The organism is Micromonospora sp. LH3U1, from assembly GCF_028475105.1.
GTDB lineage: Bacteria > Actinomycetota > Actinomycetes > Mycobacteriales > Micromonosporaceae > Micromonospora.
The window spans coordinates 987,237-1,000,241 of the sequence record NZ_CP116936.1; the positions used below are offsets into that span (position 1 = coordinate 987,237).

The 13,005-nt window shown below is 72.0% G+C and carries 5 protein-coding genes and 1 pseudogene; 4 read left to right on the forward strand and 2 right to left on the reverse strand.

What is annotated here, in order from left to right:
* Window positions 1-17 precede the first annotated feature (17 nt).
* The 3 genes from PCA76_RS04695 to purE all read left to right on the forward strand — a co-directional run bounded on the left by PCA76_RS04695 (window position 18) and on the right by purE (window position 3,894).
* The gene (locus PCA76_RS04695) at window positions 18-2,054 is read left to right on the forward strand and encodes a thioredoxin domain-containing protein (RefSeq protein ID WP_272615541.1); all 2,037 of its coding nucleotides are present in this window, start codon (window positions 18-20) and stop codon (window positions 2,052-2,054) included.
* Window positions 2,055-2,185: 131 nt separating this feature from the next.
* Window positions 2,186-3,361 carry a 5-(carboxyamino)imidazole ribonucleotide synthase gene (locus tag PCA76_RS04700; RefSeq protein ID WP_272615542.1) on the forward strand — a complete coding sequence of 392 codons (1,176 nt, stop codon included), beginning with the start codon at window positions 2,186-2,188 and terminating at the stop codon, window positions 3,359-3,361.
* A 41-nt stretch (window positions 3,362-3,402) separates the two neighbouring features.
* The gene (purE, locus tag PCA76_RS04705; protein WP_272615543.1) at window positions 3,403-3,894 is read left to right on the forward strand and encodes a 5-(carboxyamino)imidazole ribonucleotide mutase; all 492 of its coding nucleotides are present in this window, start codon (window positions 3,403-3,405) and stop codon (window positions 3,892-3,894) included.
* Window positions 3,895-4,047: 153 nt separating this feature from the next.
* Here purE and PCA76_RS04710 read toward each other — a convergent pair.
* Window positions 4,048-8,942, reverse strand: a pseudogene (locus tag PCA76_RS04710) (SCO7613 C-terminal domain-containing membrane protein).
* Window positions 8,943-9,091: 149 nt separating this feature from the next.
* Window positions 9,092-10,519, reverse strand: a complete 1,428-nt coding sequence (locus tag PCA76_RS04715) for a UDP-glucose dehydrogenase family protein (protein ID WP_272615545.1) — start codon at window positions 10,517-10,519, stop codon at window positions 9,092-9,094.
* A 249-nt stretch (window positions 10,520-10,768) separates the two neighbouring features.
* Between PCA76_RS04715 and PCA76_RS04720 the strand changes: the two genes are divergently transcribed.
* Window positions 10,769-11,932, forward strand: a complete 1,164-nt coding sequence (locus PCA76_RS04720) for an acyl-CoA dehydrogenase family protein (protein ID WP_272615546.1) — start codon at window positions 10,769-10,771, stop codon at window positions 11,930-11,932.
* Window positions 11,933-13,005: the final 1,073 nt, after the last annotated feature.

A 13,005-nucleotide genomic window follows, 5' to 3' on the forward strand; every position in this document is an offset into this window, starting at 1 on the left:
GGCACTATGGTCGGCGGGTGAACCGACTCGTCGACGCCACCAGCCCGTACCTGCTCCAGCACGCTGACAACCCGGTCGACTGGTGGCCCTGGTCGGACGAGGCGTTCGCCGAGGCGAAACGGCGGGACGTTCCGGTACTCATCTCGGTGGGCTACGCCGCCTGCCACTGGTGCCACGTCATGGCGCACGAGTCGTTCGAGAACGAGCAGGTCGGCGCCCTGATGAACGACAACTTCGTGTCGATCAAGGTGGATCGTGAGGAGCGCCCGGACGTGGACGCGGTCTACATGACCGCGACCCAGGCGATGACCGGCCAGGGTGGCTGGCCGATGACCGTCTTCGCCGCCCCGGATGGCACGCCGTTCTTCTGCGGCACCTATTTCCCACGGGCCAACTTCGTCCAGTTGCTCCAGTCGGTCGCCACCGCCTGGCGGGAGCAGCGCGACGCGGTGCTGCGCCAGGGTGCCGCGGTGGTCGAGGCGATCGGCGGCGCACAGGCCGTGGGTGGCCCCACCGCCCCGCTGGACGCCACGCTGCTCGACGCGGCGGCCGGCAAGCTGGCCAGCGAGTACGACGCGACGAACGGCGGCTTCGGCGGCGCCCCGAAGTTTCCACCGCACATGAATCTGCTCTTCCTGCTGCGTCACCACCAGCGCACCGGAGACCCGGGCAGCCTGGAGATCACCCGGCACACCGCCGAGGCGATGGCCCGTGGCGGCATCTACGACCAGCTCGCCGGCGGCTTCGCCCGGTACTCGGTGGACGCGCACTGGACGGTGCCGCACTTCGAGAAGATGCTCTACGACAACGCGCTGCTGCTGCGGGTCTACACCCAGCTGTGGCGGCTCACCGGTGACCCGCTGGCCCGCCGGGTGGCTCGGGACACCGCCCGGTTCCTCTCCGACGAGCTGCACCGGCCAGGGGCGGGTTTCGCGTCCGCTCTGGACGCCGACACCGAGGGCGTCGAGGGGCTCACCTACGCGTGGACGCCCGCCCAACTCGTCGAGGCGCTGGGCGAGGAGGACGGCAGGTTCGCCGCCGACCTGTTCACCGTCACCGAAGAGGGCACCTTCGAGCACGGCGCGAGCGTGCTGCGGCTCGCCCGGGACGTCGACGACGCCGCGCCCGAGGTCCGCGCCCGCTGGCAGCAGGCGGTGGGAGGGCTGCTCGCGGCACGGGACACCCGCCCGCAGCCGGCCCTCGACGACAAGGTGGTGGCCGCCTGGAACGGCCTCGCGATCACCGCGATCGCCGAGTTCCAGCAGGTCGCCGCACTGTACGCGTCCCCGCAGGACCATGATGCCAACCTGATGGACGGCGTGACCATCGTCGCCGACGGTGCGATGCGCGACGCCGCCGAGCACCTGGCCACCGTGCACCTGGTGGACGGCCGACTGCGTCGGGTCTCCCGGGATGGCAAGGTCGGCGAGCCGGCCGGCGTGCTGGAGGACTACGGCTGTGTGGCCGAGGCATTCTGCGCGCTGCACCAGCTCACCGGCGAGGGTCGCTGGCTCACGCTGGCCGGTGGGCTGCTGGACACCGCGTTGGCGCACTTCGCCGCGCCCGGTGGCGCCTTCTACGACACCGCCGACGACGCGGAGCGGCTGGTCGCCCGGCCGGCTGACCCCACCGACAATGCCACCCCGTCCGGCCGGTCGGCGTTGATCGCCGGGCTGGTGGCGTACTCGGCGCTGACCGGGGAGACGCGCTACCGGGAGGCCGCCGAGGCGGCGCTCGCCACGGTCGCGCCGATCGTCGGGCAACACCCCCGATTCGCCGGGTACGCGGCCATGGTCGGCGAGGCGTTGCTCTCGGGGCCGTACGAGATCGCCGTGGTGACCGACGACCCGGCGGGCGACCCCCTGGTGGCCGCAGCACGGCGGCACGCCCCGCCCGGGGCGGTGGTCGTCGCCGGGCGTCCGGACCAGCCCGGTGTGCCGCTGCTCGCCGACCGGCCGCTGGTCGACGGGCGGTCCGCCGCGTACGTCTGCCGGGGGTTCGTCTGCCAGCGGCCGGTCACCTCCGTCGAGGAGTTGCTCGCCGAGCTCGGCTGAGCCCACCGCGACCGACGTAGCGCCCGGTAGTCGCCCGCAGTCCGTGACCACTGCCACCCGGTCGGTTGGCGGACTGCGAGCGCCGGCCCTCCGGGTGGGTGGGTCGGCGGCCCGGATAGGCTGGCCGCGCTATGGATTCCCGTACCGGTCTGCCTGTTGTCGGCATGGTGGGTGGCGGCCAGTTGGCCCGAATGACCCATCAGGCCGCGATCGCCCTCGGCCAGTCACTGCGTGTGCTCGCGACCGCCCCCGACGACGGTGCGGCGCTTGTCGCCGCCGACGTCCAGTACGGCGACCACACCGACCTGGCCGCCCTGCGTACCTTCGCCAAGGGCTGCGACGTCGTCACCTTCGACCACGAGCATGTGCCCTCCGAGCACATCCGCACGCTGGCGGCGGAAGGGGTGACCCTGTACCCGCCGGCCGACGCGCTGCTGCACGCCCAGGACAAGCAGGTCATGCGGGAACGCCTGACCGAGCTGGGTGCGCCCAACCCGGCGTGGCGGCCGGTCGGCGAGCCCGCCGACCTGGTCGGCTTCGGCGAGCAGGTCGGTTGGCCGGTGGTGCTCAAGGCGGCGCGGGGTGGCTACGACGGCCGGGGCGTCTGGATGGTCGACGACGCCGCCCAGGCCGCCGAGCTGGCCGCCACGCTGCTCGCCAACGGCACCCGGCTGATCGTCGAGGAGCGGGTGCCGTTGCGCCGGGAGTTGGCCGTGCAGGTGGCCCGGTCGCCGTTCGGTCAGGTGGCCGCGTACCCGGTGGTCGAGACGGTGCAGCGGGACGGCATCAACGTGGAGGTGCTGGCCCCGGCGCCCGGCCTGGACGAGGAACTGGCGGTCGCCGCCCAGCAACTCGCCATCGACCTGGCCACCGCGCTCGGGGTGATCGGCCTGCTGGCCGTCGAGCTGTTCGAGGTGCGCGACGACGCCGGCCGGCCCGCGATCGTGGTCAACGAGCTGGCGATGCGCCCACACAACTCCGGGCACTGGACCATCGAAGGTGCCCGGACCTCGCAGTTCGAGCAGCACCTGCGGGCAGTGCTGGACTACCCGATGGGCGACACCGCGCTGACCGCGCCGGTAGTGGTGATGGCCAACGTGCTGGGCGGCGAGCCGGGTGGCATGTCGATCGACGAGCGGCTGCACCACCTCTTCGCCGCCGAGCCGGGTGCCAAGGTGCACCTCTACGGCAAGCAGGTGCGACCCGGTCGGAAGATCGGGCACGTCACGGTGCTCGGCGACGACCTGGATGACGTACGGGCGCGGGCCGCGCGGGCCGCACGCTGGCTGCGCGAGGGGCACGAGTGAGCCTTCGAACCCCGCCGGTCGCCGACGAAGGAGGGACCGGAGTGAGCATGGTCGGGCTGATCATGGGTAGCGACTCGGACTGGCCGACCATGCGGGCGGCCGCCGAGGTGTTGGATGACTTCGGCGTGGCGTACGAGGTGCGGGTGATCTCGGCGCATCGGACTCCGGTCGCCATGATCGAGTACGGGCGCGGCGCCGCCGACCGGGGCCTGAAGGTGATCATCGCTGGGGCCGGCGGTGCTGCGGCACTGCCGGGCATGGTCGCCTCGGTGACGCCGTTGCCGGTGATCGGTGTGCCGGTGCCGCTGAAGCACCTCGACGGCATGGACTCGCTGCTGTCCATCGTGCAGATGCCGGCCGGGGTTCCGGTCGCCACCGTGTCGATCGGCAACGCCCGTAACGCCGGCCTGCTCGCCGTACGGATCCTCGGCGCCAACGACGAGAACCTCCGCGCCAAGATGACGACCTACCAGCAGGACCTGGAAAAGCTGGTAGCCACAAAAGAAGCAGCCCTCCAAGCAACCCTCCAGTAACCCCGCGCCCCACCCCCTGCCCTCTGCTCCCTGCGATCTTGCACTTGCGGTCGTTGCTTCGCGGCATTTGCCCCTTATGCCGCGACAGAAAGTGCAAGATCGCGCGAGGCAATGCGTACCCCATCACCTACGCCGTGGGGACCCTCGGGTTCGTCACCTCATGCCGCGGAGCGCGGTCTGTAGGCGTTCCTGGGCGCGGCGGCGGCGCTCGTTGCTCGCACCGAGCACGAGCAGCAGGATGCCCACCGGGATGAGCGCCAGCCACGGGCCGAGGCTGAACAGCGCGTGGATCGCGGTGATCGCGGTGACCGACGCACCGACGATCACCGGTGCCTGCTGACGGCTGGACGAGCCGAAGATCAGGACCGCGACCGCCCCGAGTAGCAGCAGCATCTGCCGCAACGTGCTGGACTCGGTGGCCAACACGATGGCCAGCGTCGGCACGAAGGCGGCGACCAGCGCCGGCCCGTACGCGACCCAGCTGCTCATGTCTGGTCGGTGGCGCAGCTCCAGGACGCCGACGAGGAGGGCCAGTGCGGCGAACGGCAGTGTGTACGCCTCCGGCAGCGCCACGTCGGCGACTCGCATCAGGATCCACCACGCGGTGATCTCGCAGACCACCACCGCCCAGAACAGGATCCGGCGTTCCACCGGTCGGCGACCGGGCCGGGTCGCGGCCACCCCGAGGACCGCGCCCCAGGCGGCCAGCAGGGCGGCGATGTGCCGGGGTGAGTCGAAGGCGAGGGCGAGGGCGATCAGCGCCGCCGCGTATCCGCTCCACTCCACCGTGGAGGCCTCGCGCTGCGCCTCGGGACGGCGCAACCGGGGCAGGGTCGCGGCGAGCACCTGCAGGACGGCACCGACGGCCAGCACCCCGAACGCCGACCAGACCGCGTCCAGCCCGGCGACCAGGCCGGCGGTGAGCACGAAGAGCTGCGCCATCAGTGAGGCGAAGAGCCAGCCGAGGATGCGCGCCCGCTGAGTGGTGCCGAACAGCGCCGCCACCGCGCCCACGCCGACCGCACTGCCGAGGGTGAACAGGGTCAGTTGCCGGTCGGCGAGGCTGCCGGCCAGCCCGGCGCTGCCGCCGGCCAACCCGATGACGAACACCAGCACCCGGGCCAGCCGTAGCGAACGGGCCTGCTCGACCAGCAGCGGCGGCGGGGTCAGCGCGAGGCCGAGCATCGCGATGGTGAAGACGGAGAGCGCCGCGACGGTGCTCGCCGGCCAGCCCCTACCCAGCGCGATGGGCGTGATCAGCAGCGTGACGGCGGCACCGGGCAGCACCACCGGTACGGCCCGGGACCGCCGCCCGCCGCTGAACCCCGTGGCGGCCAGCGCCGCGGTCGCGGTGAGCAACAGCGCGGTCAGCACGTGGGTCGGGTTGACCACGTCCGGGGGCGGGGTGAGCAGCTCCGGCGGCGGCCCCTGCCAGATCCGGGTAAGGGTTCGGTGCGGCTCGACCAGGGCGGTGAACAGGGCGGGTGCGATCGAGGCGAGTGCCAGGGCGGTCGGAAGGGCCGCTGCGGCCAGAGCACCGGCGGCCGGGTTGACCCGCCACCGCCGTTGCTCCGGGTCGTCCGGCAGTCGCCGCAGGGCGCCGTCGAGTCGTACCGCCCAGCGGCGGACCGGCTGGGCGGAGCCGGTAGGCGGCACGGTGGCCGCTCGGATCAGCTCGGCCAGCACGCCGAGCAGACCGGCGGCAGCCGCGTAGACGCCCGCGGCGAGGCCGGTGGGGATGGCGGCGAGGGCGCTGATGGTGGCCCCGCCGACCACCGCCACGCTGACCCAGGGCAGATATTGCGGCACCTGCCGGCGGACCGCGGCGACGGCGGCCAGGCCGAGGCTGGACGCGGCCAGCGCGGCGGTCAGCACCACCTGCGCCGAGTGTCCGAATTCGGCGGCCAGCGCCGCTACCGCACCGGGGAGGGCCAACAGCGCAGCGCCGATCGCCGCACCACCGATCTGCACCAGGTGCGGTGGCATCCCCTCGGTTTCGATGTCGGTCACCTGTGGGCCGGCCAGGACGCGGGCCAGCGTGGCCACCACCACGCCGATCAGCGCGATGCTGCCCAGCGCCAGCGCCGTGGTCCACGGCCGGACCAGACCGGCTCCGGCGGCATGCAGCGCGACCACCCCGGCCACCGTGGCCCGGGACAGCCCGGCGCGGGCCTCCTCCGTGGCCACTGCCGCCATCCCGTACACGGTGGCGACCATCCCGCCGACCAGGACCGGCGACCACCAGGCCAGATCGAATGCGGCCGGCGCGCCGATCGTGGCGAGCACCACCGCGACGCCGGACACGTCCCACCGCCACGGCGGCGGGAGCAGGATGCCGGCGGCGAGCGCCAACAGCGCCAGCGCGACCGGTGCCTGCCAGGTGGCGCCGCCGACGGGCGCGGCCGGCCAGCCGCTCAGGTCGCCCTTCCAGATCGGGCCAGGGTGGCCAGCACGCCGACCCCGCCGCGCACCGCCGACCAGCCGGCGAGTACGCCGATGAGGACACCGCCGACGGCGAGGCCGAGGATCGGCCCGCGTCGCCACTCCTCCGGCATGCTGCGCGCGCCCACGGCGACCACCAGGACCAGGGCGGCGGCCATCGCCAACTGCCCACCCGGGGCGAGCACCGCCCCGATCCGCACCAGCGTGGCGATCAGGGCGGTGGTGACCGCCGCAGCGGCCAGGTCCGAGCCGTCGAGGGTGAGGTCCGCGCGCCGGCCGGCGTCGATGGACGGAGCCAGGAAGAGCAGCACCGCCGCGACCAGCAGTAGCGCGCCCACCCAGGCGTCGGCGATGGTCGCACCGGGCGCCCCGAACGCGGCGGCGGTGACCAACAGCGCGCCCAGCCCGGTGCCGACCGACAGCGGCGCGGGGATGCGGCGCTGGGAGACCTGGACGACGGCGGCATAGCCGAGGGTCACGCAGACCGCCAGGAAGCTGGCCGCCAGGACCGGAACGGTCGCCTCCCGGAGGCTGGCCGGGGTGGGGGTCGGGTCGCTCGGCACGGTGGCGGCCACGAACGCGGCCACCGCCCCGGGCAGCGCGAACGCGGCGCCTCCGGCGGCCCAGGCGGTGACCGTGTCGGAGGCGGCCGAGGCGATCCGGACCCGGGGTGCCAGCGCGACCAGCGTGCCGGCCGCGAACAGGGTGAGCAGGACCGCAGCGGTGAGCGTGGGGCTGGCGAGGCTGGCACCGGCGCCGAACAGGCCGACCACGGCCGCGCCGATGGCGTGCGCCACCGCAGCCCGGTCGGTGCGGGCGGAGAGCCCGATGACCCCGATGCCGATCGCGGTGATCACCATCGGCCAGGGCGCGGTCGCCCAGCCGAGACCGAGCGAGGCCGGAACGGCGAGCGCGGTCAGCGCCGCGCCAGCGACAGCGAATTCGCGGCGGATCTCCGTGGGCAGGGCCAGCACCGCCGCGACGGTGAGCAGGAATGCGGCGCCCGCGAGCTGCCAGGTGGTCGGCCCGACCGCAGCGGCCAACTCGCTCGGATACCGGCTCAGGTCGGCATCCCAGGCGGGCAGCGCCGCCCGGACCGGCGCCACCCCGGCGCGTAGCGCGCCTCCCGCGACCACCAGACCGCTGACGGTCAGCGCCACCGCCGAGGCGATCTGCGGGCCGCGTCGGGCCGCCTCGGGGACCGCGCGCACCGCCAGCCCGGTCACCGTGATGACGGCCGCGATCAGCAGCAACGACCGGCCGGGAAGAGCCACCGAGGCGATCCGGCTGAGCGCGCCGATCACGGCCAGGGTGACGATGCCGGCGGCGACGTCGGGCAGTGGCGGGCGACGCAGCACCAGCGCGCCGGCCAGCCCGACCGCGGCGGCCAGCAGCAGCACCGCCCCGGCGCCGGTCGCGGTCGGCACGGTCTGCGCCCGGAGGAGGGCGGTGACCGCGTACGCCAGGGAGACGGCGACCGCCGCCGCGTGCAGCAACCAGGTCAGCTCGCGCAGCCCGGGCACGGGGCGTGTCGGCCGTGTGTCGGCGGACCCCGCGCTGGCGTCGATCAGCTCGGCGGCCTCCTCCGGGTCGCCCTCCGGCCGGCTCTCGGCGTCGCGTTGGCGGGGCGCCGACGGGGTGCCCGGCGGTGCCAGGTCCTCCCGGACGGGGCGTTCCACGGCCACACCGGAGCGGGCCAGCCAGAGGTCGACGAGAGCGACCAGGGCCAGCACCAGCGCCCAGCCGCCCGGTCCGGTGATCTGGTCGTACGCCAGCAGCGGCAGCACCGGCTGGGCGGCGAGCACGGTGGCGAAGCGGGGTGCGCGCAGGCCCGTCCACCCGGCGTACCCGATGGCGACGGCTGCGGTGACCGCGAAGATCACTCCGGCGAAGACCGTCGCGGAGGCGCTGCCACCGCCGATCCGGTCCACCGCCCAGAGGGCGTTGCCGGTGAGCGGCACCAGCAGCAGGCCGACTGCGGCGATGGTCTCGGCGGTCGAGGTGAGCCCGCGTCGGGCCAGCGCCGGCGGGGCGAGCAGCATCAGCACGGTGGCCAGGAGCAGGATGCCGAGCCTGGCCAGCGCGTCCATCGAGCTGGTCGCCACCGCGGCGAAGACCACCGCGGCCACCCCGAGCAGCAGCGCACCCAGCCCGAGAGGGATGTTCTGCACCTCGCGGGAGGATGCCTCCGGCGGGTGTTCCGGGTCGTCCGCGTCCAGCCAGGTCGCCCTGGGCGGAGGCGGCGGCGGGTCCTCCGGGGCTGGCGGGGTGCCCTGGCGGGGCACCCGGGGCGGCGCTCCGGTGGTGGCGGTCGGTGGCCGCCGGCCGGGGCGGCGGCGTAGCACCCGGCGTGGCCGGGTGGCCTGCTTGAGGCGCTCCTCGCTGGCGTGGGCGAGGATGTCCCGCTGGAAGAGTGCGGCCTGCATCTTGGCGGCGATCTGCCGCTGTTCGCGGGCGATGGCGGCGTCGCGCGCCTTCATCTCCGCGATCGAACGCTCGATATCCGAGAGGTGGTCGACCCACTGGGGCTGATCAGCCCCACAGTGCGGACAACGGACGGCCGGCTTGATCTCCCGGCCGCACGAGGAGCATTGAAAGGTCGCCACGACACCCCTCCACCCGCACTGTGGACTCCCACTGTCGCAGCATGCCTAAAGCCGGCGCGGATTTCGACTCTTGTCGGCGGGTCCGGGGCAAACAACGCCACCGGCCGGCCACCGAGATGCTCGATGGCCGGCCGGTGGAGGTCGTTCCGTCAGGGGCGGCCCATGCCCCGGTACTCCCAGCCGGCCTGGGTCCACAGTGCCGAGTCGAGGCAGTTGCGGCCGTCGACCACCTTGCGGCCGTTGACCAACTCGCCAAGGGCGACCGGGTCCGCGTTGCGGAAGTCGGCCCACTCGGTGAGGACGCAGACCAGGTCGGCGCCGGTGACCGCTTCGTTGATGCTGGTCTCGTAGGTCAGCTCGGGGACCGCGCGGCGGGCGTTCTCGGTGCCCTGCGGGTCGTACACGTGCACGTCGGCGCCAGCCTTGTGCAGCAGCGCGGCGACGGCGAGCGCCGGAGCGTCGCGGACATCGTCGGTGTTGGGCTTAAAGGTGGCACCGAGCACGGCGATCCGGGTGCCGGAGAAATCCGGGCCGGCCGGGCCGGAGCGGCGGCCGAGCAGGTCCGCGGCGAGCTGGAGTACCCGGGTGCGGCGGCGCAGGTTGATCAGGTCGACCTCGTGCAGGAAGCGCAGCGCCTCGCCGGCGCCCAGCTCCTGAGCGCGGGCCTGGAAGGCCCGGATGTCCTTGGGCAGGCAGGCGCCTCCGAAGCCGAGGCCGGCCTGGAGGAACCGGTTGCCGATCCGCGGGTCGTAACCGATCGCGCGGGCCAGCTGGCTGACGTCGCCGCCGGAGGCCTCGCAGACCTCGGCCATCGCGTTGATAAAGGAGATCTTGGTGGCCAGGAAGGCGTTCGCGGCGACCTTGACCAGCTCGGCGGTGGCGAAGTCGGTGACCACCAGGGGCACCTCGCGGTCCTCCGTGGCGGCCAGGTCGAACACGCCCTTGTGCGCCGCGTAGAGCATGCCGTTGGCCCACTCGCTCTTCACGCCGACCACGATCCGGTTGGGGCGCAGGACGTCGTCGACGGCGAAGCCCTCCTGGAGGAACTCGGGGCTCCACGCCACCTCGACGCCCAGGTCGTTGGGGGTGTGCTTGCCGACGAGCTGCTCGACCCAGTCGGCGGTGCCGACCGGCACGGTGGACTTGCCGACGATCAGCGACTTGCGGGTGAGGTGCTGCGCGAGGCTGGTGACCGACGCCTCGACGTACGACAGGTCGGCCCCCATCCCGTCGGCCCGCTGGGGGGTGCCGACGCAGATGAAGTGCACGTCACCGAATTCGGCGGTCTCGGCGATGTCGGTGCTGAACCGGAGACGGCCGGCGGCGAGGTTACGCCGGAGCAGCTCGTCCAGGCCGGGCTCGTGGATCGGCACCTGACCAGCGTTCAACATCGCGATCTTGTCGGCGTCGACGTCGAACCCGAGCACGTCGTACCCCAGTTCGGCGTAGCAGATGGCGTACGTCGCGCCGAGGTAGCCGGTCCCCAGGAACGTCACCCGCGGCCGGGGTGCGCCCGAGGGCGGTGTCACCGCGGCAATGACGGGAGTCGGCTGGATGGTGGGGTAGGGGATCGTCACGCCTGTCTTCTCCGCTCGCACTGGCGGCGCGTCGTCGCGTCGCATTCTGCTGCGGCGCCTGGACGGGGCACCGGAGGGGTGGCTCACTGTCTGTTCTCCATCATCGCCCAGCGCGTGGGTGCACCCTCATGCCCATACCTACGCGCCGGTAACATCACCTGAACTGCAGTCGCTAGTCTTCAGTCTGCGCGGTCGGCGGTCAGGAGTCGTCACAGACTGCGCATGATAGCGGTGAAGGGGAGGGCCGACATGGCCGCAGGGGAGTCGTTCGACGTCTACCGGTTGCCCGACGAGCACCAGGCGATCCGGGACGCGGTGCGTGAGGTCTGCACCGCGAAGGTGGCTCCACACGCCGCCGAGGCCGACGAGACCGGGGAGTTCCCCAAGGCGTCCTACGACGCCTTGCGGGCGGCGGACTTCCACGCCCCGCACATCCCCGAGGAGTACGGCGGCGCGGGCGCGGACGCGCTGGCCACCGCCATCGTGATCGAGGAGGTGGCCCGTGCCTGCGCGTCCTCCTCGCTGATCCCGGCGGTGAACAAGCTCGGCACGATGCCGCTCTTGTTGTCCGGTTCCGAGGAGATCAAGCGCCGCTACCTGACACCGGTCGCGGCCGGTGACGCCATGTTCTCGTACTGCCTCTCCGAGCCGGAGGCGGGTAGCGACGCGGCGTCGATGACCACGCGGGCCGTACGTGACGGGGATCACTGGGTGCTCAACGGGGTGAAGCGTTGGATCACCAACGCCGGCGTGTCCGAGTTCTACACCGTCTTCGCCGTCACGGATCCGGCTTCCCGGTCCCGGGGCATCTCGGCCTTCGTGGTCGAGAAGTCCGATATCGGGGTGAGCTTCGGCGCGCCGGAGAAGAAACTCGGCATCAAGGGCTCGCCCACCCGCGAGGTCTACCTCGACAACGTGCGGATCCCCGCAGACCGGATGATCGGCGCGGAGGGCACCGGCTTCGCCACCGCGATGCAGACCCTGGACCACACCCGGGTCACCATCGCCGCGCAGGCCGTCGGGATCGCGCAGGGCGCGCTCGACTACGCCAAGGGGTACGTGGCCGAGCGTCGGCAATTCGGCAAGGCGGTCGCCGAGTTCCAGGGGATTCAGTTCATGCTCGCCGACATGGGCATGAAACTGGAGGCGGCCCGGCAGCTCACGTACGCGGCGGCCGGCAAGTCCGAGCGCGGCGACGCGGACCTCACCTACTTTGGCGCGGCGGCCAAGTGCTTCGCCTCGGACGCCGCCATGGAGATCACCACCGATGCGGTGCAGCTGCTCGGTGGCTACGGCTACACCCGCGACTACCCGGTCGAGCGGATGATGCGAGACGCCAAGATCACTCAGATCTACGAGGGCACCAACCAGGTGCAGCGGATCGTCATGGCCCGGCAGCTCTTGAAGGGCTGACCGAGGCGGTTTCCTGCTTCGGAGCAGAACGCGCCCCTGCGACAGCGGACCGCTGTCGCAGGGGCGCTACTTCTTGACGTCCGGGTAAACCCGCCCAACATCAGTCGGGTCGCGCGCTTAATGACGGATTCGTCAGCGCGCAACTGGTTTTCCCGCAGATTGTGACACCAGTGAGTGGTCGGAGCATTTGGCAAGCGCCAGAGTGCTGACGGCGCGGTCCGCCACCCGTACCTTGTGACGCATGACACGTTAACAAACGTTACATTGACTGTCATCCACCATTCGGTTGCCCCAATTAATGGATGATCGGCACGCGTGAACTGCCGATCGTACGGGCTTGACCTCGATGTCAGATTTTTGCCCACGGGTCCGGCGATGAACGTTTTTCCCGCCTTGGCAAGTGAATTATTCACTATCTCTGCCCGCCAGTGTCGCCGTCGGACGGCCGAGCCGGCGCGCTCTCGCCCCCGTGCGCCGCAGCTCTGTCGACAACGTCCCTGTGCAGCGGAAATGCACTGTCACCGTCCTTCGGGCTGGCCATTTCCGACTGCTTCGCCGACGGCTCCGGCCCTCGTTCGGCCACGCGTCGGTCGGCCCGACAAACCAGCAGCTCAACCCGCAGCCTGCGGAGTATTTGTCATAAATACGTCTCACTTGACATGTCGGACTTCAGCAGTGGGGAAGGGTCTTGACACGCTCCGTGTCTGGTGGTTTTCTGTGCCTCGCTTGCGTTTACATTCATGAACGCTGGTGGGGGTCGCCAACTTCGGGGGAGGTGCGACGTGGGGCCAGCGTGGCTTGCTGAAATGTTCCGGACATCGATCGGAGCTCGCCCGTAAAGGGCCTTCGGCCTCGGGTCGGATAGCCGATTATCGTGCTGGTCACCCGCCGCCACCGTGCTGGAATTCGAGAGCGAGGCATGCGGCGGTTGAACCACGCACGTCCTCCGCGCGACGCATAAGCGAAGTTTTCGAGATCGACAGTTGACGACGCCCGATCTGGGGACGAGCGTCCCGGCTTCGACGTTGGCAGGTCCGACCGCTTCAGGTCCCTGCCTGGTCGCCGTGCCGGTT

Bases quoted from the DNA above. Each gene is read 5' to 3' on its own strand.
- PCA76_RS04700 (WP_272615542.1), top strand. From the start codon at position 2,186: ATGGATTCCCGTACCGGTCTGCCTGTTGTCGGCATGGTGGGTGGCGGC.
- PCA76_RS04720 (WP_272615546.1), top strand. From the start codon at position 10,769: ATGGCCGCAGGGGAGTCGTTCGACGTCTACCGGTTGCCCGACGAGCAC.